Source organism: Haliea sp. E1-2-M8 (genome assembly GCF_030649675.1).
Lineage (GTDB): Bacteria > Pseudomonadota > Gammaproteobacteria > Pseudomonadales > Halieaceae > Haliea.
On the sequence record NZ_JAUTDR010000004.1, the window covers coordinates 187,495 to 212,864 of the forward strand.

General features: G+C 58.2%; 20 protein-coding genes. 10 read left to right on the top strand and 10 right to left on the bottom strand.

Annotated elements, in window-relative coordinates; translation table 11 throughout:
* Positions 1-141 precede the first annotated feature (141 nt).
* On the top strand, positions 142-1,365 hold the full coding sequence (locus tag Q6D67_RS05050; protein WP_304704493.1) for a lytic murein transglycosylase: 1,224 nt from the start codon (positions 142-144) through the stop codon (positions 1,363-1,365).
* Here the strand turns inward: Q6D67_RS05050 and Q6D67_RS05055 are convergent.
* The 3 genes from Q6D67_RS05055 to Q6D67_RS05065 are packed head-to-tail and all read right to left on the bottom strand — an operon-like array spanning position 1,362 to position 5,838.
* Positions 1,362-2,453 carry an ABC transporter substrate-binding protein gene (locus Q6D67_RS05055; protein ID WP_304704494.1) on the bottom strand — a complete coding sequence of 364 codons (1,092 nt, stop codon included), beginning with the start codon at positions 2,451-2,453 and terminating at the stop codon, positions 1,362-1,364. The two genes, Q6D67_RS05050 and Q6D67_RS05055, sit on opposite strands and share 4 nt — an antisense overlap.
* Positions 2,454-2,457: 4 nt before the next feature.
* Entirely contained in the window at positions 2,458-3,774 is a 1,317-nt protein-coding gene (locus Q6D67_RS05060) for a hypothetical protein (protein WP_304704495.1), read from the bottom strand.
* Positions 3,775-5,838 (bottom strand): BCCT family transporter, encoded by a 2,064-nt coding sequence (locus Q6D67_RS05065; RefSeq protein ID WP_304704496.1) that lies wholly within the window; start codon positions 5,836-5,838, stop codon positions 3,775-3,777.
* A gap of 316 nt (positions 5,839-6,154) precedes the next feature.
* On the opposite strand from Q6D67_RS05065, the gene Q6D67_RS05070 reads away from it, so the two are divergent.
* Positions 6,155-7,165, top strand: coding sequence for an NADP-dependent oxidoreductase (locus tag Q6D67_RS05070; protein ID WP_304704497.1), 1,011 nt, complete (start codon positions 6,155-6,157; stop codon positions 7,163-7,165).
* Positions 7,166-7,181: 16 nt separating this feature from the next.
* Here the strand turns inward: Q6D67_RS05070 and Q6D67_RS05075 are convergent, their stop codons facing one another.
* The 3 genes from Q6D67_RS05075 to Q6D67_RS05085 all read right to left on the bottom strand — a co-directional run bounded on the left by Q6D67_RS05075 (position 7,182) and on the right by Q6D67_RS05085 (position 10,410).
* The gene (locus Q6D67_RS05075) at positions 7,182-8,567 is read right to left on the bottom strand and encodes a glycerophosphodiester phosphodiesterase family protein (RefSeq protein ID WP_304704498.1); all 1,386 of its coding nucleotides are present in this window, start codon (positions 8,565-8,567) and stop codon (positions 7,182-7,184) included.
* A gap of 74 nt (positions 8,568-8,641) precedes the next feature.
* The gene (locus Q6D67_RS05080; RefSeq protein WP_304704499.1) at positions 8,642-9,595 is read right to left on the bottom strand and encodes a cyclase family protein; all 954 of its coding nucleotides are present in this window, start codon (positions 9,593-9,595) and stop codon (positions 8,642-8,644) included.
* 98 nt (positions 9,596-9,693) lie between these two features.
* A complete protein-coding gene (locus Q6D67_RS05085; RefSeq protein WP_304704500.1) occupies positions 9,694-10,410 on the bottom strand; it encodes a YebC/PmpR family DNA-binding transcriptional regulator in 717 nt (238 codons plus the stop codon).
* A 203-nt stretch (positions 10,411-10,613) separates the two neighbouring features.
* Here Q6D67_RS05085 and Q6D67_RS05090 point away from each other — a divergent pair, with 203 nt between their 5' ends.
* From Q6D67_RS05090 to Q6D67_RS05110, 5 genes are all read left to right on the top strand, one after another.
* Positions 10,614-11,396, top strand: coding sequence for a hypothetical protein (locus Q6D67_RS05090; protein WP_304704501.1), 783 nt, complete (start codon positions 10,614-10,616; stop codon positions 11,394-11,396).
* 34 nt (positions 11,397-11,430) lie between these two features.
* The gene (gene yghU / locus Q6D67_RS05095; RefSeq protein ID WP_304704502.1) at positions 11,431-12,282 is read left to right on the top strand and encodes a glutathione-dependent disulfide-bond oxidoreductase; all 852 of its coding nucleotides are present in this window, start codon (positions 11,431-11,433) and stop codon (positions 12,280-12,282) included.
* 108 nt (positions 12,283-12,390) lie between these two features.
* The gene (locus tag Q6D67_RS05100) at positions 12,391-13,179 is read left to right on the top strand and encodes a universal stress protein (RefSeq protein WP_304704503.1); all 789 of its coding nucleotides are present in this window, start codon (positions 12,391-12,393) and stop codon (positions 13,177-13,179) included.
* Positions 13,180-13,245: 66 nt separating this feature from the next.
* Positions 13,246-13,794 (top strand): DUF2058 domain-containing protein, encoded by a 549-nt coding sequence (locus tag Q6D67_RS05105; protein WP_304704504.1) that lies wholly within the window; start codon positions 13,246-13,248, stop codon positions 13,792-13,794.
* Between the two features lie 368 nt (positions 13,795-14,162).
* A complete protein-coding gene (locus Q6D67_RS05110) occupies positions 14,163-15,902 on the top strand; it encodes a hypothetical protein (protein WP_304704505.1) in 1,740 nt (579 codons plus the stop codon).
* Positions 15,903-16,125: 223 nt separating this feature from the next.
* Here the strand turns inward: Q6D67_RS05110 and Q6D67_RS05115 are convergent, their stop codons facing one another.
* Positions 16,126-16,872, bottom strand: a complete 747-nt coding sequence (locus Q6D67_RS05115; RefSeq protein ID WP_304704506.1) for a hypothetical protein — start codon at positions 16,870-16,872, stop codon at positions 16,126-16,128.
* A gap of 1,118 nt (positions 16,873-17,990) precedes the next feature.
* Here Q6D67_RS05115 and Q6D67_RS05120 point away from each other — a divergent pair.
* The 3 genes from Q6D67_RS05120 (at position 17,991) to Q6D67_RS05130 (ending at position 19,733) form a co-directional block, all read left to right on the top strand.
* Positions 17,991-18,824 carry a hypothetical protein gene (locus tag Q6D67_RS05120; protein WP_304704507.1) on the top strand — a complete coding sequence of 278 codons (834 nt, stop codon included), beginning with the start codon at positions 17,991-17,993 and terminating at the stop codon, positions 18,822-18,824.
* A gap of 11 nt (positions 18,825-18,835) precedes the next feature.
* A complete protein-coding gene (locus Q6D67_RS05125) occupies positions 18,836-19,336 on the top strand; it encodes a hypothetical protein (protein ID WP_304704508.1) in 501 nt (166 codons plus the stop codon).
* Positions 19,337-19,526: 190 nt separating this feature from the next.
* Complete coding sequence (locus Q6D67_RS05130) at positions 19,527-19,733, top strand: hypothetical protein (RefSeq protein WP_304704509.1); 207 nt, start codon at positions 19,527-19,529, stop codon at positions 19,731-19,733.
* 904 nt (positions 19,734-20,637) lie between these two features.
* On the opposite strand, the gene Q6D67_RS05135 is transcribed toward Q6D67_RS05130, so the two are convergent.
* From Q6D67_RS05135 to Q6D67_RS21730, 3 genes are all read right to left on the bottom strand, one after another.
* Complete coding sequence (locus Q6D67_RS05135; RefSeq protein ID WP_304704510.1) at positions 20,638-23,493, bottom strand: DNA methyltransferase; 2,856 nt, start codon at positions 23,491-23,493, stop codon at positions 20,638-20,640.
* 450 nt (positions 23,494-23,943) lie between these two features.
* On the bottom strand, positions 23,944-24,570 hold the full coding sequence (locus Q6D67_RS05140; protein WP_304704511.1) for a hypothetical protein: 627 nt from the start codon (positions 24,568-24,570) through the stop codon (positions 23,944-23,946).
* A gap of 295 nt (positions 24,571-24,865) precedes the next feature.
* Positions 24,866-25,210 (bottom strand): HGGxSTG domain-containing protein, encoded by a 345-nt coding sequence (locus Q6D67_RS21730; RefSeq protein ID WP_370551921.1) that lies wholly within the window; start codon positions 25,208-25,210, stop codon positions 24,866-24,868.
* Positions 25,211-25,370: the final 160 nt, after the last annotated feature.

Genomic DNA, 25,370 nt, shown 5'->3' on the forward strand with positions numbered 1-25,370 from the left:
CATGGCCATTCAGTATAGCGGTTCGGCGGCAATCTCTCTAAGTCGCCGCGCAAGCAGATGATATGGTGTTCGCGTCAAGTCTTGCGTCCGGGGCGGGGTGGTGCAAGTATCCGTCAACATGTGTTGTGGATATAGCCAGTCATGAGCCCGCGAAAATTATCTGCCCTGCTGTTGTTGGCCGCCTGCTCCCCGGTACTTGCCGATGACGGCTTCCCCGCCTGCCTGGCAGCGCTGCAGGACCAGGCCCGACAGGCCCGCGTCGCGGACTGGATCGTTGACGATGTCGTGCCCGGTCTGCAGCAGCAGGCCCGGGTGCTGGAACTCGACGCCAAGCAACCTGAATTTGTCCAGACCTTTGCCCAGTACCTCAATGCCCGGGTTACCCAGGCGCGGATCGAAGAGGGCCGCACCCTGTATCGCAAGCACCGTGAGTTCCTGGGCAGGTTGCAGCAGAAGTACGGCATACCTGGACACTACCTGGTCGCCTTCTGGGGGCTGGAAACCAATTTCGGCAGCTACCTCGGCGGCATGCCGACCCTGGATTCCCTGGCGACCCTCGCCTGCGACACCCGCCGGAGCGATTTTTTCAGCACTGAATTCGTCGCCGCGCTGCAGCTTCTGGAGCGGGAGCGCCTGCAGCCCGGGCATATGCGTGGCTCCTGGGCCGGTGCCGTGGGACATACCCAGTTCATGCCCAGCAACTACCTGCGCTATGCCGTGGACGGTGACGGCGATGGGCGGATCGACCTCTGGGGCAGCGAGCAGGACGCCCTCGCCTCTGGTGCCAACTTCCTGAACCAGCTGGGCTGGGTGCCGGAGTTGCGCTGGGGACGTGAAGTCCGGCTGCAGCCGGAGTTTCGCTTCGACCTGGCCGGCGCCGACGCCGGCAAGCGGCGCCCGCTGCTGGAATGGTCGCAGCTGGGCGTTCGCCGCAGTGACGGCGGGCCATTGCCGGAGTCGGAACTGCAGGCCGGAATCCTGGTGCCGGCCGGTGCCGCGGGCCCGGCTTTCATGGTGTACGACAATTTCGATGTCATCATGCGCTGGAACCGGTCTGAATCCTATGCTGTCTCGGTGGGCTACCTGGCGGACCGGATTGCCGGCGCTGGCCCTCTGCGCCAGTCACCGCCCGTGGGTCAGCGCCCCCTGGCGCGGGGTGATGTGGAAGTCCTGCAACAGCAGCTCAACCAGCTTGGCTTTGAGGCGGGTGAAGAAGACGGTATTTTCGGTTCCGGCACCCGCGCCGCCCTGAGCGAGTTTCAGCGCAGCCGGGGTCTGGTCGCGGATGGCTACCCGGATGCAGACAGCATGGAGGGCCTGCAGGAGGCGGCCGCCAAGGGTGCCGCAGACGAGCCCAAAGACTAGCGTGGCAGCTGTCGGGGTACCATGACCGGGCGCTGCAGCCAGCGTTGAAAGCGGATGTTGATCCGGTCCATGTTGTCTGACCACCACTGGGCGTCCAGCTCTATGGCGGTGGCCAGACGCGCCGGGGTGGTGGGGAGGATTCCCCGCACCTCCTCCCGCACCAGCGGCATGGAGGATTGGCGCACAGGGCCGTAGGGAATGAGGTTGGCTTGCCCCGCCAGGCTTTCGGTGGACGTGGCAAAGCGGATGAAATCCATGGCCTGGGCGGTATTGCGGCCATTTTTTGGCACCCCCCAGACATCGTAAAACCAGACCTGGTGATCCCACAGGATTTCCAGCGGCACACCCCGCGCCACCGCGTCATAGATCCTGCCGCTATAGACCGAGCTCATGGCAACCTGGCCCGTCTCCAGCAGGCGGATGGCCTCCGCGCCGCTGCGCCACCAGTCAATGGCGGGCTTGATGCGGTTGAGTACCGCAAATGCCCGCTCCAGGCCCCGCTCGGTTGAGAGTACCTGGTAAACCTCTTCCCGCTGCACGCCGTCGGCGATCAGCGCCCACTCCAGGTTGCCCTGTGGGCTGCGCCGCAGACCGCGGCGACCGGGGAAATCCTTGAGGTTGAAGAAATCCGCCAGCTGTTCCGGTGCCCGGTCGATGCTGTCGCGGTGGTAGCTGACCACTGTCGAGCCGACGACGTTGCCGACCCCGCAGGGCATGAGGCTGACGCTGATGAAGTCTTCCCGGGCCGGGGTACCGTCCGGGGCCGGTGGCAGGCTGTCCGGGTCGATGGTTTCCAGCAGACCCTCCTCGCAGGCGCGGATGGCGTCGAACAGTTCCAGGTCCACCACATCCCAGCTCACATTCCAGGAGCGCACCTGGCGCCGGATTTCCTCGATCCCGCCACTGTACTCCACGACGTTGACCCGGATACCGGTGGCATCCTCATAGGGGCGGATAAAACCGAGGATCTGGCTTTTGACATAGGCGCCATCCCAGGACACCACGTTCAGCGGGTTTTGCGCCAGGGCCGGAAGGGCCAGGCCGCAGGCACAGAGGATGCCGAGTCTGGACAGCGCGCGGGTCAGCATGAGGTCACCAGTAGAAGCCAATATTGACGTTGAAGCGGCGGCGCCATTCGTCGCGGCCGCCGGCGGCCATGGAGCCGTCGCCGAAGAAGGCCATGTTGCTGGCCAGGATGTAGTCGATGTAGGTGAACAGGGGGCCGCTACCGATGGCGCAGCCCAGGGTGTTGATCTGCGAGTCGATGGCGCCGGGTTCGTCCTTGAACAGCCGCGAGTAGTCGTTGTAGCAGGTAATCTGGTCGATCCAGGGCACGGGCGACTCGAAGTTGTAGGCCAGGTTGGCCACTGCCACGTCCGCTTCGCTGGCGATGCCGTAGCTGCCGCCGAAGGCGCCCACCCGCACCGCGGCGCTGTCGACGCCGACGGGGTTGGCCGGGTCGTAGGCATAGCGAATACCCTGCAGTTGCAGGTTCCAGCGCCCGCAGCGGCTGTCGACGTGGGCCGCGGCAGCCCAGTGGTCGCCGCGTCGGTCGCTGACGGCATTGTAGACTTCCGACCACTGGCCGGAACCGCCCACTTCGGTTTCGCAGCTGCTGCCCAGGCCAAAGGTATAGGCCAGGCGGGCGTTGAACTGGTTAATCTCCTCGTTCTGCTGGTCGTCGACCTGCACCAGGTCAAAGGAGTAGCGATCCAGGTCGCCCGGGCTGTTCAACTCCTCGTTCTTGTAGAAGGCGAGGTGGCTGGTCCAGGGGCCATCCTGACGCTGGTAGCGTACGCCCATGTCATAGTCATCACCCAGCCCCAGGTAGTAGGGCACGCCGAACCAGGCGTTGTGGGCGGCATAGGGCAACAGGCCAAAGGGAACCTGGTGAATGCCAATCTGCAGCTGGCTGGCATCCTCGAACTCGTAGCCCAGCCAGCCGTGGTGAATCGTATTCATGTACGAGTAGAAGCGGTATTCCGCTGACACCAGGATGTTGTCGATCCTGCCATCCACATTGAGCCGGAACACGTCCAGCCCGCTCTCACCGCGCTTGCCCTCGGAGCTGTCGACAAAGTCCCGGTGCACCAGGTTGAAGCGCAGGGCGCCGCCTGCATGAATCTCCGGCTCAGGGCTAACCGGTTCTTCGACAGCGGCGAGCCGCTCGGAGCCGGACACCGCATCTGTCAGTTCCGCGCCAGGCTCCGGCATGGTTTGTGCGACGCGTACCTCGCGCAGTGTGGGCGTGACCGGTTGCTCCCTCGCCTCCAGCTCGCGCAGCCGGGCCTCCAGGGCCTCGATGCGCTGCAACAACGCCTCCACCGTAGCCTGTTCGGCGGCCTGTGCGGCGCCTCCGGCGAGGCCGGCACACAGCGCCACCATTACCGCCAGGCTTGGGCGCTTCACTCAGGACACCCGGGAAGGCTCGGGGTCAACTTGCAGCATCGCATCGTGTTCCCCCATGTTCCAGGGCAGGCTGGCGGGGGAGATATGCAGGAAATGCAGGTGCTTCTCGAACTGGTCGAGGATGTCGGTGATGATATCGTGCTGGTCAAAGCCGAACAGGTCGTAGGACTGCCCGCCCCGGCGCAGGAATACTTCAGCCCGGTAGTAGGTGTTGGCATTTTCCTGATCGCGCTCCATTTCCGGGAACGCATAATCAGGCAATGCATGCTCCAGCATCCGGATCTCGTAGACGAAGTCGACCTGGTCCTCCTTGATGATCTCCAGCCAGATACGGAAGGGTACTTCGTCTTCGTGCACCTCCGCCTGCCAGCCCTGCTTGTCCATTTCCCGCTGCACCCGGAACATGGCCTTGCGCACGGTGGTGGTGATGAATTCCCCCACCTGGGCCTCGTCGGGATGGCTCACCAGGCCGGCCAGGCGCCGCCGCCAGAGCCCTTTGCCGGAGGTGCCGGAGAAGCGGCTCTGAAGGTCCGTCTGCAGGCTGGCGTGGTGGTGGCCCTCAATGACCAGTGCCCGCCACATGCCGAAGGCGGCCACAATCATGATCAGGGAAAAGGGCAGCGCGCTGGCGATGGTCATGGTCTGCAGGGCGCTGAGGCCGCCCGCCAGCAGCAGCGCGGCGGCTACTGCCCCTTCCGAGGCAGCCCAGAAAATCCGCTGCCAGGCCGGGGTAATCGGCACGCCACCGGATGCCAGCGAGTCGATCACCAGCGAGCCAGAGTCCGAAGAGGTGACAAAGAACGTGACGATCAGGATCACGGTAACGAAGGATACGACTGATGACAGCGGCAGCATTTCATAGAGTTTGAACAGGGCTACGGCGTGGTCTGCCTGGACGTCGGCGATCAGCGTGCTGTAACCCTCGTTCATGATCAGGTTCAGGGCGGTGTCGCCAAAAATCGAAAACCAGAGGAAGGTGAATATGGTTGGCACCAGCATCACCCCGACCACAAACTGGCGGATGGTGCGGCCGCGGCTGATTTTGGCGATAAACAGCCCAACGAAAGGCGCCCAGGCAATGGTCCAGCCAAAGATGAACAGGGTCCAGTTGCCGATCCAGTCGCTGCGCGAGTAGGCCTGCAGGTTGAAGGTGCGCTCGACAATGTGGTTGAGGTAGCTGCCGGTGTTCTGCAGGAAGCTCTCGAGGATGTGGATGGTGGGCCCGACGGCGAACACGAACAGCATCAGGGAAACCGCCAGCACCATGTTGAGCACGGACAGGCGCTTGATGCCCTTGTCCAGGCCCGCAACCACGGAGACGATGGCGAGACAGGTGATCACAACGATGGCGATGATCTGCACGGTAACGCTGACCGGAATACCGGGCCACAGGTAATTCATACCGGCGTTGATCTGGGCCACCGACAGCCCCAGGGTGGTGGCGATCCCGAACATGGTGCCAAGAATGGCAAACACGTCGACCGCGTGGCCGATGGGGCCGTAGATTCTGTCACCGATCAGCGGGTACAGCGCCGAGCGGATGGACAGCGGCAAGCCGTGGCGAAAGGCGAAGTAGGCCAGCACCAGCCCGACCAGGCCATAGATGGCCCAGATGTGGAAGCCCCAGTGGAAAAAGGCAATCTGCATCGCCTGCTTGGCCGCGTCGACGGTTTCCCCCGCCCCGGCCGGCGGAGTCGCGTAGTGCAGCACCGGCTCCGCCACGCCAAAAAACAGCAGCGCAATGCCGTAGCCGGCGGAAAACAGCATCGCAAACCAGGCCGGGAAGCTGTATTGCGGATCGGCGTGGTCCGGGCCGAGCTTGATATGGCCCCAACTGGTGAAGGCTACGGCGACAATAAATACCAGAAAAAAGGCCACCGACAGCATGTAGAACCAGCCGAAGGTCGAGGTGATATAGGCGAGGGTTGAGCTGAACACTTCCCCGGCCAGTTCCGGATTACTGATGGTGCCGATCACCAGTAGCAGAATCACGACGACCGCGGGAACGAACACCGGAATCAGAATGGTGGAGGTCGATTCGGCGGCAGTTTTCGCCTGGCTCATGGATGGGTTTCCTCGATCCGGGGCATGATTAGGCGGTCCTCAGACCGGTCCCACTAGCGCTTAAGAGTACCAGACGCCGCCTTTGAGGAGTAGGGTGGGGCCGCGCTCCCACACCTCCTGACTTGTAGGAGCCCGCTCCGCGGGCGATCGCGCGGGGACCGCGCTCCCACACCTCCTGACTTGTAGGAGCCCGCTCCGCGGGCGATCGCGCGGGGACCGCGCTCCTACTGTTGGTGCTGTGTCGGCAACACTGGTTCTGCTATTGTTGCTGACTTGCGCAACACCGTCATCCATCGCCTGCATCACCGGAGCCGCCATGAGTGCCCTACAGAACCGCCAGTTTCTTCTCAAAGCCCGGCCCGAAGGCCGCATCGAACGCAGCCATTTTGATTTTGTCGACGCAACGATACCGGAACCCGGCCCGGGCCAGGCGCTGGTGCGCGTGCTCTATCTCAGCCTGGATCCCACCAATCGGATCTGGATGAGCGACATGGACCAGTACATGCCGCCGGTGGCCATTGGCGAAGTCATGCGCGGTGGCGGTATCGGCGTAGTCGTGAAGTCCAGTTCCTCGCTTTACCAGCCCGGCGACCACGTCCTTGGGCTGACCGGCTGGCAGGACTACTGTCTTGCGGACGAGGGCGCCAACGCCATGTCGGTGCTGCCGGCGGACCTGCCGATCCCCCTGTCCACGATGCTCGGTGCCTGCGGCATGACCGGGGTTACCGCCTATTTTGGCCTGCTTGAGCTGGGCCGGCCGCAGTCCGGGGAAACGGTGCTGGTATCGGCGGCGGCGGGCGCAGTCGGTTCTGTGGTGGGCCAGATCGCCAAAATTCAGGGCTGCCGGGTGGTGGGGATTGCCGGTGGCACCGGGAAGTGCCGTCACATTGTCGAGGACCTGGGCTTCGATGCGGCGGTGGACTACAAGGCCCCCGACTGGCGTCAGCAGCTTGCAGCGGCGACGCCGGACGGCATCGATGTCAATTTCGAGAACGTCGGTGGCGAAATCATGGAAGCAGTGATGGGGCGGATGAACCTGTTCGGGCGCATGCCCCTGTGCGGGATGATTTCCGGCTACAACAGTGGCGAACCCATGCGCGCGGATTTCGCGCCCATCCTGATGCGCCGGATCGCAGTGCGCGGCTTTATTGTCTCCGATTTCATGGACCGCTTCACTGAGGCCACCACGCAGTTGGCGACCTGGTACCTCGAGGGCAAGCTGAAGCACGAGGAGACCGTGATCGAGGGCCTCGAATCCGCGCCCGAGGCGGTGAACCTCTTGTTCGACGGCGGCAACGTCGGCAAGCTGGTGGTGAAGGTCAGCTAGCTCCCGATATTAGTCTTTAGTCACAGCTGCGCTGTTCCGGCGGTGTGTCCAGCAGGGACTGCAGGAGCACCGGCCGGTCGGTCATGATGGCATCGACGCCCAGCGCCATGAGCCGCAGCATTTCCTCGCAGTCATTGATGGTCCACACCTGCACCGCCAGGTTGGCGTTGTGGGAGTCGGTAATGAAATCCTTCGTGACCACCTCGAGGAAAAAATCTTCCGGGAGCTGGCCGTCGCCGGTGATCTGGCTGGTATCGGGGGGCACCTGGAAGGCGACGTGTTCCGGCACCGGTGGAATGGTGCCGTCACCGAGCGCGGCCAGGACCAGATTGGTGCCCTGACCCAGCGGTACCGAGGTGGGAATACACGGCGCCGCGGCCTTGAAAGCAGTGGCGGCTTCGTCGACAAAGGAGGCGGCGATAACGTCGTCGATGCGGCCATAACGCAACAGGGCTCCGGCGATCTGCTGTTCGTAATCGCCCTCCCCGTCCAGGTCCGGTTTCAGCTCCACGTTGAGCCGCTCGGCGGCAAAGCGCTGCAGGGCCTCCTCCAGGGTTGGGATGCGGAAGTCCTCCGGGCTGTAGCCGGGGGGTGGCGGCCGTTCGCCGGTGGCGATGCCGCGGAACACGTAGTCCTCCTCCGGCCGGTCGCGGGGAGTGCCGACCCCGGGTACAAACCAGTAGGCGGCATCCAGTTGCCGCAGTTCCGCCAGGGTCAGGTCCACTACCCGGCCGCTGCCGTTGGTGGTGCGGTCCACCGTGAGGTCGTGCAGGATGACCAGCTCATTGTCCAGGGTCTGGTAGACATCCATCTCCAGGACATCGGCACCCACCAGCGCTACCTCGGCATAGGCATAGAGGGTATTTTCCGGGAAGTCGATAACGCCGCCGCGGTGGGCGTAATTGAGCGGGTCGGCGCCGAATACCCGCCAGGGATTGGGCTCCTTGGCGAAGGGTGCATCACACACGGCATCGTCGTTGGCGATGGTGCCCACCGCTGCCGTGCCGGTGGGCACGGCATTGCCGTCGACCTCATAGTTGAGGCGCAGGGTCTTGGCGGGCTCATCCTCCGCGTTGCCGAAGACCTCAACCGTAATCTCCGCAGCCAGCGCGCCCGGGGGAATGGTCACTTCGCCCTCGGCGGGCAGGAAATCCACATCCCCCACGGCGCTTTCGGTTTCGGTGCTGTAGCGAATCAGCACCGGTTCCGGCTGCGGCTCGGTCATGCTGGCGCGAAAACGCAGCTGTGCCATTTCTCCCGGGGCGCCTTCCGGCACCGCGGTTGGCGCAATGGTCAGGGAAGAAGGGGCAACCGGCGCCCGCGGAGGCTGATCGCGCCCGTCGCTGCAGCCCGCGAGCAGCGAGGCCATTAACAGGACAGGTGGCAAGAGAGACTGGCGCACGGGAGATTCTCCTGAAGGCATGGTCGAAGGCTACGCGTCTCATGACCGCCGCCAGCGCTGGCGGCGGCCCTGGTTTAGCGGATGGCGACCGGATTGATGATTGCCTGCACCGCGCCCACAAAGCGGGGCTGGCCGAGGACGAACAGGAATTCAGTCGCCGCGTCCGCAGCCAACTCCCGGGTGTCCATGTTCTCGAGGATATATACCCCATTGCGCGCCAGCAGCTCCTGGTGGACCGGAAACACTTCATCGGGCTGTTCCCCCGGCATCGCGTCCAGGCCCCAGGTGTCCGCGCCGACCGCCACCACTCCCAATTCCGCCAGGTAGCGTGCGCCCTCCCGGCTCAGGCCCGGCTCGCCGGCCATGAAGCGAGCCGGATCAGTATCCGCGACGGCGAGCCAGCCGGTGTGCAACAGGACCACATCCCCCTGCTCAATGCTGACTTTCTGGGCTGCCGCCGCGGCCTTGATGTCCGCACTGCCGAAGACGGTGCCTGCATCCAGGACCTCGTGCCCCAGATGGCTGGCCATATTGATCAGCACCCCGCGGGTGACGATCGGCGGCAGGGTGTCGATACCGAAACTGGTAAGCCCGGTTACCGTCACGAACTCGCTGGCATGCTTGCCATTGTAGTAGCGGTGATTGATGCCCAGGTGGCCGAGGCCGTCTATCTGGCTGCCGATCCCCATCCAGGTCTGCAGCAGGTCATCATTGGAGGTGAGCTGATTGGCGGCCAGTGGCGCACCAACGCCATCGTCCAGCTGCAGCACGGTGAGAGCGTAGCTGCGGGGCCCATAGGCGGGCGACTCGGGGCCGGTCTTCACCCCCAGGGCGTAGGTTTTGCCGGTCTTCACCAGACTGGCGGCCTGCAGCACCTTCTCCGGCGACAGATAATTGATCGCGCCCAGAGTGTCGTCCGCACCGTGGCGCGAGGGGTACCAGCTGTCGTCTTCATCGGCACCTGACACAGGCAGCGCGGTCAGCAGCAGGAACAGCAGGGTGAGACAGGTCATTCGCAGTGAAGTCATGGCATGGGTCCCGGGGTGTTTTTATTCGTTTCCGGCCACTGGTTGCCGGCATGTCCTGAACAGCATAGAGCAAATCAATAGCCGCCGGGCAATGGAGCTCAGATATCGGCGTTGTGATAAACGTTCTGCACGTCGTCCAGGTAGTTGAGCATGTCCAGCAACTTTTCCATGACCTGGGCGTCGTCCTCTTCCAGAGTCACTGATGCCTGGGGCACGAACTGCACTTCATCCACCTCGAACTCGATCTCGCCGAAGGCGTCCAACAGTGCCTGGCGGGCCTTGAAGTGTTCGGTATGCGGCACGAAGGCGTTGATATTGCCACCCTCGCTTTCAATATCGGTCACGTCGACGTCTGCTTCCATCAGGGCTTCCAGCGCGGCGTCTTCATCGTCACCGGCAAACACCAGGATAGCGCTGTGATCGAACAGGTGGCTGACGCTGCCGGGCGTGCCCAGCTTGCACTTGGTCTTGGTGAAGCAGTGGCGGACATCGCCGAAGGTGCGGTTGGGGTTGTCAGTCAGGCACTCGACGATGACCATGCTGCCGCCGGGGCCAAAGCCTTCGTAGCGGGCCAGGGCGAAATCTTCACCGCCGCCACCCGTGGCCTTGTCGATGGCTTTCTCGATCACGTGGGCCGGCACCTGGTCCTTGCGCGCGCGTTCCAGCAGGCTGCGCAGGGCCAGGTTGGCGTCCGGGTCGGTGCCGCCGCTCTTGCCGGTGACATAGATTTCCCGTGCGTACCTGCTGTACACCCTGGCCTTGGCATCAGAGGTCTTGGCGATGGATTCCTTGCGGTTCTGGTAGGCGCGGCCCATGAGAGTTTCCAAATAGCAAATCAGCCGGGCATTATAGGTCTCTCCCCCGGGGGGCTGACAAGTCATCGGTCAACCCCGGTGCGCGGCTAAACCGGCTGCAGCGTTGCCGCAAGAGGGCAGTGGCGGGGTATGGTATCGTTGGTCGGCGGGGCATCACGGAAAAACCGGGGTGCCCGACTCAAGCGTTCAGCAGGGAGTTAACCATGTCCACACGAGCAGGAAAACGTTTTGCCGCCCTGATGGTCGGGGTGGTTACCCTTGGCTTCGCGGTGCTGGCACCCTGGGCGACAGCCGAGGAGGCCGTTGCGACCACCGGCTTGAAGGTGCTGGTGCGGGCGGACGATGCCAAGTTCATCGGCAGCGGCGTTGGCGGCCTGAACATCATCGTCCGCGATGCGGCGACCGGGGAATTGCTGGCCGAGGGCGCCATCACCGGCCCCACCGGGGACACCGAGGCGCTGATGCAGACGCCCCAGGTCCGCGGCCGCGTCGCCACCCTGGGCGATCCCGCCAGCTTTCAGGCGGAGCTGGGCCTGGCGCGGCCCACCCGGGTCGAGGTAAGCGTCACTGGCCCCCTGGCGGTTGCCCAGAGCATCCAGTCCACGTCCGCCACCCTGTGGTTGATCCCGGGGCAGGACCGGATCGAACAACCGGTGATCCTGCATCTCCCCGGGCTGGTGACCGAGCTACTGAAATACACCCTGGAAGACGGTCAGCTGGCACTCACGGCCAGTGTCACCATGATCTGTGGTTGCCCCATCACCGCAGAGGGCCTGTGGCCAGCCGCTGATTTCCGCGCGGCGGTACAGCTTTACCGCCAGGGCGAGCTGGTCGCGGAGGCGCCGCTGGGTTTCACCGGCACCGACAACGAGTTCGCCGGAAAGCTGGATCTGCCCGGCGCGGGTGCTGTCGACATGGTCGTCCACGCCTACCAGATCAGCACCGGCAACGCGGGCGTTTACGAGCGCTCGCTGCGTATTGAATAGCCCACTATGTATTGAGCAAGGAGTCCGGCAGGTTATGAATGACAGCACCGATAACAGCTACACCCCGCCCCGCGTGTGGGCAGCAGACACGGAAACCGGCGGCCGCTTCGCCAGTATCAATCGTCCGGTGGCGGGGCCGACCCATGACAAGGTGCTGCCGGTGGGCAAGCACCCGCTGCAGCTTTACTCCCTGGCCACGCCCAATGGAGTCAAGGTCACCGTGCTGCTGGAAGAGCTGTTGGCCCTGGGGATAAGTGATGCTGAATACGACGCCTGGCCCATCAATATCCTGGAGGGTGAACAGTTCGGCTCCGGCTTCGTCGCCATCAACCCCAATTCCAAGATCCCGGCACTGCTTGACCACAGCACCTCGCCGCCGACTCGCCTGTTCGAGTCCGGCGCGATCCTGGTGTACCTGGCGGAGAAATTCTCGACTTTCCTGCCGACTGCTGCGCCCGCGCGCGCCGAGTGCCTGTCCTGGCTGTTCTGGCAGATGGGCAGCGCGCCCTTCCTGGGTGGAGGCTTCGGTCACTTTTATGCCTACGCGCCGGAAAAATGGGAATACCCGATCAATCGCTTCACCATGGAGGTCAAGCGCCAGCTCGATGTCCTGGACCGCAACCTGGCGGAGCGGACGTATCTGTGCGGCGACCACTATACTATCGCCGACATGGCAGTCTGGCCCTGGTATGGCGGACTGGTGCTGGATACCTTGTACGATGCCCAGGAGTTCCTCGACGTCGGTTCCTACCAGCACCTGAACCGCTGGGCGCGGGAAATCCAGGCCCGCCCCGCCGTGCAGCGTGGGCGCCGGGTCAACCGCATCTGGGGGCCGGAAGAAGAACAGCTGCCGGAACGGCACGCGGCCAGCGATTTCGATGGTTAGATTGCCGGGGTAATCCGCCGGGGTGCTTGATGCAGGCCAACGTCCAGTTCTGGCAGTAGGTTAAAATGCAAACAAGTAGCAAAGCTTAATCAAAATGGAGAAATGGCCATGCTGAAACACTGTGTCCTGACCGTGGACTACTCGGGGGACTGGGCGCGCACCCTCGACTACCTGCCGGGCCTGCTGGCGCTGTTGCAGTGCGAACAACTCACGCTGGTACATGTGGTCGAGGTGTTCAAACGCAAGTCTGGGGAGGATGCGCCCGAGGTCATTGAGGAAAATTTGAAGGACATCGCCGGTCGGATTTGTGACCAGCTGCAGATCGCGGTGGATTGGGAAGTGCGTTCGGGCTTTGCGGCATCACAGATCGTGGATGTGGCAAAATTGCGGCAGGTGGACGGCATTATCGCCCTGAATCGCAGCCACTCCTCAGCCCGCGAGTTCTTCATGGGCAATATCGTGCTCAACCTGGCCCGGCTCAGCCATGTACCGTTGGTGGTGGTCAGCAGCGATGGTGTGGTCGCGGCCGAGAGCGCCCCGGTCATGCTCGCCACCGACGGCTCCGCGGCAACGCGTGTCGCCCGGGACTGGTTTGAACGCTTCGTCAAGGCAGGCCGCGACGGTGTCGCAGTCTGGGTGGACTCCGATCGCCACGACGACGAGGCGGAGGCACACCGGACACTGGCCGTGCTCACGAGTACCTACTCTGGCGTGACCTGCCGGCACCTGCAGGGTAATGCGGTCAACAAGCTGGTTGAAACGGCCGATGAGCTCAATGTCGCCCTGTTGGTAATCGCCCGCCGCGGTACCACGCCGATCGAAAACCTGCCGCTGGGCAGGACGGCAGAGGGCGTGGTCCGCAAATGCCGACAGCCGGTGCTACTGCTGCCCGCCTGAGGGTTCTCGGCAGATAGTGGTTTATACTCTTTCCCAGTGCTTCGTGATGGGACAGGGATAGGATATATGGCAGGCTCACTTCAGGACCAGTTGCTCAAGGCCGGGCTGGCGGATACCGACAAGGCCAAGAAGCTGGAAAAGGAAAAGCGCAAGCAGGCCAAGGTGGCCCGCCGCTCCGGCGTGGATCTAGGGGCGGAGACAAAGGAGGCGGCTCGCGAGGCGCTGGCCGAGAAGGCCCGGCGCGGGCGCGAACTCAACGAAGTACGCAATGCCGATGCCCTGCGCAAGGCGATCAACGCCCAGATCAAGCAGCTGATCGAAAATCACAGGCTGCCGCGCGGGCGCGGTGACGTCGGCTTCAATTTCACCGACGGCAAGAAGGTCAAGAAGCTATACATCACGGCCATGGAGCAGAAGCAGCTCGCCGCCGGCAACCTGGCCATCGCCAAGCAGGGTGACCAGTACGAGCTGTTACCCTGGCCCATTGCCGCAAAGATCGCCGAGCGCGACAGCAGCCGGGTGATCGTCTGCAGTGAGGCGGGGGCCCCGGACCTCACGGCTGAAGAGCAGGAGTGGTACAAGGACTACGAAGTGCCCGATGACCTGATGTGGTGAGCCGGGAGCACCTTGCCGAGATTAGCGCCGCGTCTCCTTGCACTACCAGAGAAGTTCAACTATTAACATATAGGTCAAGGTCAAATCCGGTCATTGAAGAGAGCGGTAAACGAGAGTGCATAGCCCGGGGTGGCGCCCGCGAATTTGAGCTTACAGGCGGTGCGCAACTGTCTCCCGATTTTCTGCCCCATCCTGCGCACCCCGCGCAGAAGGAGATAATTGTGAAGGTGTCACTACAGGCATGCGCCCTTGGCGCTGTCCTTTGCGGGGCGATTGCGCTCGCGGTCAACACCCCGGTCGCAGCCGCGAAAAAGGTAACGCCTCAACCCCCGGCGAACCCTGAGCCCACATTTATCTGGGCCACAGTAGTGAACAATGGCTTTGAGGTTCCCCGGAACCCGGGTCGCTACTACAACAGCTACAACCCGCCATCAATCAATGCCAGCGCCCTGGTGGTGTTTCGCGCCCGCAGCACCGGCCGGTCGCAGGGGCCGGTGAGCGGTATCTACACCCGCGACATGGCCAAAGAGGGCGCAACCATTAACGTGATTGCCGACCGGGATACCGATGTCCCCTGGCCGAATAACACCTGCTACCCGACACCCGGCCCGGCAGAGGGGGAGGAGGAAGCGCCTGTTGCATGCATAGCCGATGATGCACTCGCTACCTTTAATGAGTTTCCCTCGTTCCCGCGGATCGCGCTCACGAGGAACGCGGTGGCTTCCCGCGGCAACCATCCGCCCGTGTGGACCTATCCCGTGCCCGCACAGCTGGCAGCCGACGAGGAGGGCGAAGAGAAAACAACCCGCGCGGGGACGAGCGGCGCCTACGTAAATCTGGACGCCGGGCAGCCGGGCAGCCCGTTGGTTACCGGCGCCAGCCTGCTGGGAGAGGTGCCGGCGTTTGCCGATATTTTTGCCGTTCCCGGCGTGGACCCGGCGACAAAATTTGATGTCTTCCCCGGTGCGCCGGCCATTACCGATGCCGGCGTCGTCGCCTTCAAAGGTAACTTTACCAATGGCGCCGGCAAGACCGGCGTGTTCTATCGCCAGATCATGGCCGAGGAGGCCGGCGGAAGCGCAGCTGTAGAGCTGGTGGCGAACTCGGATACCCTGGTGCCAAACCCGGGCAATTGCGTCGCTGGCACCACTTTCGGATCCACCGCCCCCCCCAGCGCCGCGGGTGGCCAAATGGTATTTGTCGGCTTCGATAACGAGGACGATCCCACCTGCGGCGGCGTTTATATGGCCCCGCTGCTCCCCGGCTCTTCCTTGAGCACACTGGTGGGAATCGAGGAGGCGGTGCCAGGTCAGAGTGGCGAAACCTTCGTCCAACTCGGCGAGGGATTGTCCTACGACGGCCGCTTCGTCAGCTTCTGGGGCGCTTGGGGCGAAGAGATCAGGACCGTGCGGCTTTACTGCCCGCAGGAGGGTAACAGGGACCGCAGGGACTTTTGCAATAACATCGGGCAGTTCGATCCGGTTACGGGTACCGCACCCGGGGACTCCTTGAGTGTCTGCGACGATACCAGCGACAGTTCTGATCTGTGCTATCAGGAGAAACAGGTCCCGGTCAATCAGGGTTTCTTTGTCTACGATACAACCGGCAAAGGCAGGTTGCGGATGGTGGCGAACGCCGGCGCAGACGGCGAATACGATGATTTCCTTTACTGGAATTATTCCGGGGCGCCTCCAGGGGTGAGTGACGGTGATGCGGAGCCGCCGCGCTGGCGCTCGGCCGCCTTCCAGGCTGTATCCGGTCGGGGTGGTGCCAACTTCCGGATAGCTTTTTTGGCCCGGAACGGCCAAACCAATGCCGAAAACGTGTATGAGAACACGGTCGATGGAATTTACCTTGGGGAAGTGTTGGGTGCGACTGCGCCCGCGATCACGCCATTGGTCAGGACTGGCATGGACGGAAACGTTCTCGACCCCGAAGCGGTACTGAACGAGGGAGGGGAATTGGTGCCACTGCCCATCACATCTCTGGCACTGGAGCGCGACGCATTTCGGGGTGGTTGGCTCGCCATCAGCGCCAGTATGGGTGTTGAAGAGGCAGGCTGGGCAGGTATATATGTGACCCGCATGCAGCCGCCTCCCGGCAACTAGCCACTCATGAGCGGGGCTTGATGCCACTCCCGGGATACAGCCTACTCATGGCGCAAGGCATCGATCGGATTCATTCGCGCGGCCTTGCGGGTGTCAAACACCGAATGTCGATGGGCCGCAGTTCCAATCGAAGCGATCTGCCTGGCCATCTCTTTGATTAGGCTGTGAAGTTCTGTCTGACGCCGATGCTGCCCGCTGCGTCGTTATAGAGAGCTAATTGTGCCTACTTGCAGCCTGCCAGCTTCCAAAAATCAGCGCTGACCTTGACGTAATCGGATATCAATTTTTTTAGACGATTATCAAGGCCTGATAGGCTTCTACTATCTAGTGCTTTTCCAAATTTGGCTTCATAGATATCTTGCAGTGCCTCATGATGCGGCGCACGATCATCAGCGCTAATTTGACTGAAGGCGCGATCGAACATAAATTGTGCAAGCATTGGATCAACGACGTTAAAGTATCCATCAGCAGCTTGCTCAAGAGGATAATCCATTTCGTATTCGGTGACCAAGTGCAAAGCTAGCCAGCTCGCTTGTTCCCAAAAGAGTCGAATCGATGCGCAGAAACTGCTTTTTATCTTGTCGTACTGCCAAGCAGTTTCGCCAAGTGTTCCATCAATAATCGTGTCTGCGAGTTGGTGTCTGAGAACTTCACCGAGAACGTATTTTGTATCAAGATCAAACCAGTGCAGTGATACAAGTGATCCGCTTATCGGTGTTTGTCTATCATAAAGCTCAGTTACTGGATCTAACATGCTTTTGGGTAACTTCTCGCGCAAGTTGATTCCAAGTGGGTCAACGTGCGTCTCGACAAATTCGCACCACCCTTCCTTGTCGTCGCTGTTGAACGCTTCTAGAGCGCCAGCTGGAACAGCAGGAATAATGACCACGCTACCTGGTAGATGTGTCGCCGCTTCGAGCATTTTCTTTTGCTTCTGGGTTTTAAATGCACCGCCGCCGGAAAGTACCACAAAACCTGGTAGTGCGCCATTCTTTCTCGCCTTGTCCCTGAAGGTGCCACAGACCCGGGATTGCGACCGACGTCGGCTGCGGACAACCTACCTGGTTGAGCGACTGAATGAGGAGAATTAGTACGTTAGCGTAGATAATGGGCCCAGAAGGACTTGATTTCCTGTTCTAAATCACTGATATATATAACTTAAAATTATTGGACCGATCCATAATACCCCCGTAAGTACCCCCAAAAAGAATTGTTACACCAGTCTTTTTAGCGTTTGGCGACTGTCAATCTATTCGTTCCGTTAGATGGTTGAATTTATTAAAATACGCTCTTAATACTCGCCGTGCCCATCGCAAGCTGGCCGCAGCCCTCGACGGCACAGGCCTCGACGAGACCGCTGTCATTGACGTGCTGCGTGAATCGCAACAGGCCATCCGCTGAATCATCGCCGCGCCCGCCTTGATGCTAATCGACGCTTCGGGCCGTCGCAAGGTGCTCTATGGGGACCTCTCCGAAGCACACAGCCTGAAAGACTTTCTCTCGGCACTGTGATACCGAAGGCCACCGTAACAATAAGCAGAACAGAACTACCAAACCACCTCGTCAGTGCAGATCGTTGGGATCGTTCAGTTCGGGTTATTCGGCGCTCCTGTCACACTGGACGGAATGTCTCAGCGACTTTGACCAATTGCCACCGAAGAGCCTAATCGTGTACCACAACTTCTCATGCTCCGACTGAACAACTAGCATCGGAAGTGTCGATAATATTTTGTTTTCTTCAACCGCTGATATTCAGACCCCACCCCCCGGGCACCCCCCGTTTCGAGGTTGGGACTCCTAGCCTTCCCTTATTGAACTATTCGGGACGAACATTCACTATAAAATTGAAATTTTTCGCCAGTTTGGAGTGGTCAAGGCCGAATCTGATACCAGTTATTCGATTTGGCGGGCGGTAGTAGACATTGCCGTCGGTGATCGCTTTAATACATGCTCAACAAAAAAATACAGCGGTGCAGGGCGTGGATATACCGCACTGCACCCACTGGGTACGCACCCTTAACGATCGGGACTCATCCCGACGCCCTCGGTGCCAGGCTCGAATATTTTGAACGTGTATGGGGAACAAAAATGGACTTTGCCGAATACGTCGTGACAGCTCATCCGATGCGAGACCTCCTTACCGACAACATCACCACCAAGAAAGCTTTCCTTCAAGGTTTGTTTAGCGGGCGTATTGAGGCTAGGGGTCGATACTCCGATTACGTATACGATTTCGTCTCGGAGGTTGACGGCCTCATCTCTGGAGTATTCGGAAGCCCGAAAGACACCACCATCAATTTAGGCCCTGCCGATGGCTGGAAGCCAGAATCCATGCCAGTATGGGAGCCATTTGTACTGGTTTTTAATCCTCGCCAGGTTACCGGTGGGCAGAGATTGTTTTTAGAATGTAAAAGAGGAAGTGCTCAGAAGGCTTTTGCTCGCGCCATAGAGAACCATATAAACGCTCGGGCAAATGAAGGCTGGCGCGTTTCAATTGATCCGATTTTGGATCGTGCGAAGCTTGAGGAAGTACTTGGTAAGTACCGTGGTAAGGTCAACAAAATTAGTTTAGATTTCCCAAAAGCGAACCTTCCCACTGGAATAAATAAGTCTCTCGCCGATGTTCGGAGCAAAATCGGTAAAGCGGGTGGGAAACTAAAAGTCGAAGCCATTAGTGAGGATGGGGCGCTGGATACCGACCAAGAGGACCTATCCTCTGCACTCGATGAAGCCGCGCAGTCTGGCGCTAGGGTGGCTGTTTACTCTGAGCAGGATAATCCCGGACGCGGGAAGAGGCGGTTTGTAAAGCGGTACGACTCCCAACAAGTCAAAAATATTCGCACCAGGACGATTGAGGGGATTTCGGATTCTGTAGCTAACATAAAGGACAAAGTAGCCGAAGTGTTATCGAAGCTACAGTAGCGAGGTGAGGTATGGAAAGGGCAAGCTGGTTAGGGTTGAGCATTCTCGGGGTATTCGTTGTAGCGGCGACGGTGTGCGATCCCACGCTAATATCCAAGAACCAATTTATGATTCAACTCGTCACGCCTGATATCATAAGTATCGCCATTGTTATGCTGACAGTTTCACTCCCCGTCGCCTATCAAATAATGCGCCTGATTAATGAGGATAAGAAAAAAATACGTGGATCAGACGAGTTCACATCTCAGGACAAAAATGTTATCTGCTCGTCTTTAGATAACGTAATCGAGAAAGTGAAAGCAAACTCAACATTGATGGTAATCTACTTCTTCGGAATCCTAGTGGTGACTTTCATGATTGGATTCCCCTTCTCAGAAGGTGAAAGAATAATTTCAATTTTGATGGGATTCGCGCTTTATTTGCTGTGCCATATGACTTTGTTCATGGTTGAGCTATATGTGGCGCTCAGTAATTGGCGTGACGCTGAAGATATTTTTAACGAAGCCGCATAATCGTTGATAAAACACCACCAAGATTCTTGAGCTTGAAGACAGTGCCGAAGCTTAAACGCGAAACAGCGTGCAAACCGGAAATAGTTGTGAGCCAATTTATTCGATAGTACACAAAACGATGGCGAGCTTTATGGCGCCACATGCACCAGCAAGCGATTACGCTTGCTGCCCCACTCAGGGAGGGAGCCTAGTGGATTTTGAAAGCAAGCTCCAAAGGATCAAAGAAGCTCGCGACGACATCGCTAATTCAGCAGAAATATTGAGCCGTAGAGACTGGAAAACTTATCTGATGACATTGACCGTCGGTCTCATGCTTGGCTTCGTCGCGGGCGCGAGTTGGCATTACCTCCAGACGGAATCTACCGTGGTAGTGGCCTGCGGAGGGATCGAAGTCTAGGTTTTGCGTTTTGAAACATGACCATTTTACCAATGTTATAGTGCATCGGGCGGCGGAAACTCCGCAGGTGTAACCTCTACGACAGGCGATGCAAAATAATCAGCGACGCGAGCCATACATACCCCAATATGGGGTAACATTTCAGGCTCCAAGTCATGCGGTTTGCTTGCCATTGCATAACTAAAGTATAGAAGCCAATTGCCTTCCTTCTCTAACGCCTCCGCGCATTGTGCCCACTCGCCCTCATGGACAAACCAGTTTCCTTCGCTGAGAGATTCATCACCTTTGTCGACTTGGCAGAAAAGTATACGACATGCATACTTCATAGGTCTGCCCCCAATTTATTTGCGCTGACCACTGCAAGATGGCACGTTGCCCTTAACGACTTCCCGGGTCATTCATTCCGTATGATCGGCTATTCAGAGTCGTCGGGTAAATGCTTCTCATAGAATACCTTGAGCCCAAACTTGTCCCTCAGCAGATTTAGGTACACGTCAGACTTTTCGGCATGTGTCGATAATATCTTGTAGTCTTCAGCCACCAATCTCCAGACTCCACCCCCGGGGCACCCCCCGTTCTGAAGTTGTGACTCCTGGCATTCCCTTAGTGAACTATTCTGCACGATTCTCTACGCTAAAATTGATACTTTCCGCCAGTTTGGAGTGGTCGACACACTTTGTGGCAACCAAGTTGATCCGCCTTCTTCATTTCTACAATTCTGAGTCGTAATCATTTGGGCTGGCATAGTCGAGCGTAGAGTTTAGCCGTCGACTGGGCAGGCTTGGTGGTTGCTGTCGTCCCGCGCGACGGGTAATAACTAATAGAAACTGCGAAGTAGCAGTTGGCGGCTATGAATACCCGACCCTGCAGGGCAAGCATCGTTGGCCGCGTATGTGATCCGGGATCAGGGCGCACGGTCAAGATTTAGTTCGAGTAGTCTTGTAAGGATCTCATCATCCTTAAGATCGATAGACCACCCATAGGCCGAAGCGACAGCTTCATCCAATATTCTGTGGGCATTCATTAACCATCTAGGCCTTGCGTTGTAAAGGTTGGTCAAAGTCCTTTTCTTTAAATCTGCCTCGTGGCCCAGCTTCGGTACGATTCGGGGAGGATAGCCGGGAGCATCTGCCGGATACAGCTCCGTCCACTCTTGAGGATTTAGCCAGTTGTTCCTAAGTCTATCCAACTGTTCAGCAGCCTGCGCTATATCGCTAGCGTTATCATTGGCATAGTCTCTTGGGTCCAGGTTAGGTTCAAGTCCAACAGGAAAGGGAAATGTTTCAAAAGTCGAGGTTGGTGTGTATCTTGGGTCATTACCCACCCCCAGCCAAGTGCCCATAGCCAGTGCCCATATTTCGTGGAACCTTGAATGAAGCACGCCGAAGACGACGTCGGACTCACTTGCCACCGTGACAGTCGCATCGTCGCAATACACTACGGGACTGCGCCAGACGAATATGCGATATTTGGACACTCTAGGGGTAACTATTACCCTTCCCATCCCGCTAACTGCCGCCCGAATGTCGTCGCCCGTTCTTCCATGTAGCCACCACTTTTCTCTGCGGCTCTTATCTCGATTGTTCTCCCGAACCGGCTTCACGTAATTTAGTATGTACTCAAATGGGGCTTGATACTGCGCAGCTTCAGTCTCCGACATCCTGTTGAAATCAACAATCCAGATGTCCCTCTGCCGGCGAACGATATCCATGGCATTTGAGAGTGGCCTCAGGACCTCGCGATTTGGGCTCCCGTGAGCGTTTGGTTGTATGAGCCAGTTTCTTGCTACATCTCCCGGAACGTCAAACTTCCCCACCTTTACCGAACCTTGAAAAGTCAATCCGCGGTTTGTCGAGAGCCGCTTAGCCGTTGAGAGGTTCAATTCTCCACTCTCGCCCCGGCTAGATAAATCGGCCTGAATTAGGTCAACTGGAGCACCATTTAGTACGATTTGTCCCGTGTGCCCTTTTGAACGGAAGCAAATCAGCGAAACCCTAACTGCCGCCCCTTCATTTATCCACGATTCATCAGACCAGACGTGATACAGAGTCCCATCTTCTACTATCCGATTCAAAACATCACGATTTCTCCCGCCACGAATGCTATTGGTGGCTACCAAACCTATCCTCTGAACGCGACCTTGTTTGAGTTGGCATAAGGATTTCTCGTACCAATAGGTCACCAAGTCAGCACCGCCCGAAATTCGCCCAGCGTAGCTACGACGCAGCTTCTCCACATAGTCTTCCCCGAGTTCAGAAAGCATAAGCTGACTTCCGAGGAATGGGGGGTTGCCGACAATGACGTCGGCCGTCGGCCAGTCTGGCTCAATGTCATCTTCACTGAGAATGGCGTCACGTCGCTCAATATTATCTAGAGGTTTGAGAACTGGATTCGTATTTATGGAGTAACCATGGCTAAGCATCCACTGAATTTCTCCGATCCACACGGTTACTCTTGCAAGCTCAGCCGCATATGCATTTAGCTCTATTCCGTGAACAACTTCCGGCCCTACCATTGGCGCATACCTTTGAAGACCCAATGCCTCGGCCTCAATATTGGCTCTGTGTTCAATATCTTTGAGCGCTTGCAACGAAAGGTATAGGAAGTTTCCTGAACCACACGCAGGATCGAGTACTCGGAAGTTTCGCAACCTTTCGAGGAAGCCCTGCAATAAACCTTCAGCCGCAGCCCGATTTTTCTTGGTGGCAAGAACCGATTTTGCCTTTTCCATGCGCTGCATATAATCGGCGATAGCGGATCTAATTCCCGACCATTCTTCGAGAAGAGGTTCTACGATGGTCGGGATCACGAGCCGCATAATCGATTGCGGATCTGTGTAATGTGCGCCCAGCTGGCTGCGCTTACTCGGGTCCAGCCCACGCTCGAACAATGTTCCAAATATCGCGGGTTCAATTTGGCTCCAGTCCATATGGGCTAGATCGCGGACAGTGCGAATCTGTGCCAACGTGAGCGGCAGGGTATCGTCGTCGTCGAACAGCCCACCGTTGAACCAATCGATGATTTCAGTACCAAATGGGCCCCCTTTGTGCATTGCCTGAAATAAACGCTGGATAAACTGATTAAAGTGTTGGGGGTGAGTCACGCCCTTCTCGGCAATGTCTGTAAACAATCCGGTTTTTAGTATTCCAACATCCTCTGAAAACATACAGAAGAGAAGTTTGTTTAAAAAGTGAGCAGTTCTTTGGGGGTCATGGCCATCACTGCGTAAAGCAAATGCGAGTTGGGCGAACTGCCCTGCCGCTTGAGAGGTTACTTGATTACGCGTGCGGCTTGGTCTGAGGCGCCCAGGGTCACGAAATATCGCTCGGAGTATGTCGCGCTTATCGGGCTGTAGAATGTCCTCCAGCTCAATAATGTGGACTTCCTGAACGGCATTCTGAAACGCAGTGTGAATTTCAATCGTATCTATATCGGATACAACCAGAAGTGGTGGGGATTCCAGCGCAAGTGCGTATAGCTGAAGTTGCTGCAGTGCACCCCGCATCGTACTTGTTCGGCCGCCGGCCCTGCTCTTGTATTCCCATCCGAAGTGGCCACGTTTCCAAACATCAGCCCAGCCACGTCCAGCACCGGTCTTTTCTACTCCCTTCTCGAAGGCATACCATTCCCCGGTTGGGTCGGCCTCGTTGGGCGTGGGTTCCTCGAAGAGCCTACATAGATCGATGAAGTGCTCTTGAGCGGCAGCGCGTTCATTGGTTGTGGACGAAGACCATTTGGTTACGAAGGCTTCTGGGGTCATATGGTTGGTAGCTCATGCGTCAGGCTGCACGTCAAAACAACAGACTGTGGATGCTGTCGCATAGATAATTGATAACCCGGAATTTGCATGTGCCTCCCCTTTTTTGAAGATAATATACAGCAGTTTTTTAGAAAAAGACGCCCATTAGTGCGCCCCACCGTACGGTCTGATACCAGGTATGGCACTTTGCTCGGGTAAGCTTTCAAGCCACTACTCAAGTACAGGCGTAACAAATGCTTTTTAAACCAACTATTCACTCTAGAAATTGAAGACAAATAAATAAGCTACGGAAATTCATTCAGATGGGATTGCAAATGCTTTTTCTGGCTTGCAGTAAGCGACTGTATGCATTGCCGACGGAGTTGGAGCCTCGGTCTGAATGCACTATCCAGCTCCGTCTCCGGTTGCCGCTGCCAGAGAGCCAAACACCGGCCATAACCTCAGTCAATGTCAAAACAAAGCTTTGTCCGCAGGCTTACATTTTCCATTATAACTATAGTGAAAGCCTATGGCGTCCCGGAAACTTACAAAAAAATTCCCTGTCATGCGATCTAGTTCTATCCTGTATGTATTGTCCTTGGAGAGAAAATAATCCTCTACTCTTGCCCAAAATAGAATGTTGCTGGGAGTTGCTTTAAGGTAGTTTCCCTCACCCCGCACATAAGAATCAAAATCCAAGAGCACCGCCGATTCATCGAGAGCGTAAAGGACCGGAGTTGAAAAAGGGAATGAACCAGTGATCTTGGCTTGGTAATTCCCTGCAAACTTAAACTGTTGTCGTTTCCCTTCCGATTCAGAATAACCTATAGCGTCCACATCAAACGGATGGAACGCAATTGTTAATCCAACATCCGCCGACGAATAATGATTTTTTTCTGTGACAGACTCTCCATGGATAATTGCTGTGACTTCATTGTGAGTTATAGAGCATATCAAGCTAAGGTCTAAATCGTCGGCGTGAGATACTTGCATTGAAGTCGCAAGAAGAAGGCCGAATATACCTTTTCGGCTCTTATTCCTTGGAAAGCTAATCATCTTATGAAAGCCTAATTTTAAACGTATCATTTCGTCCCGCATTACTATCCATCATTTAATTCAGCAAAAAGAAGTTGCTAGGCCTTGAATATTAATTCTACATGGCAATCTCTGCTGACCAGCGCCAGTGCACATCACCTCGGTTGACGTGGAATTCCTGCTCTAAGTTTAGGTGTCCCAATGATGCCGGCACATCGGACCCGCTTCGGGTTACTAATCCCAATGTAGGTTGTACCTCCACAAGTGATGCCCCCTTTCCAGTGACAAGCAACGGAAATTCAACCAACATCACTTTGTTTTGATAGCAGATGCTGGAGCACTTGTCGAGCATGACGTGTCATCTCGGCTTCGGCCCTGGACTGCGCCTGCCCTCCAGCAACCCACACTCGAATCCAATCTCCTCAATCTGCCTCAGCTCAGCCAACGCTATGGCCCGCTTCCGCCTGACCTCCCTTGTCTCGCGCCCGTGGACGGTCTTTGCCCCCGCACAGCGGCTCCTACCTTCGTCTGACCTAGGTCCAGTGGACTTGCCACCATGAAGACGGCAGACACGCCTACCAGCCATAGCGGGCGCTCGGCAGCGCTCCTGAGTGCTCTTGCACTTGGCCGCGCACCGTCGGCACCGGGTACGGCCACCGTAAGCTAGGATGAAATTCTCGGCTGAGTCTGGCTGATCAATCATCGTAAACCGTGGCCTGACCAGATGGGGAGTTAATCATGCACAGGACCTCAAAGACGGAACCTTGCCCGTTTTCCCGAAACTGCCCGAAATGGACATTTTCGGGCGTGGCCCTTGCCCGTTTTTCCCACCCCCCCTATAAGGGGGGGGAAACGGGCGCAAA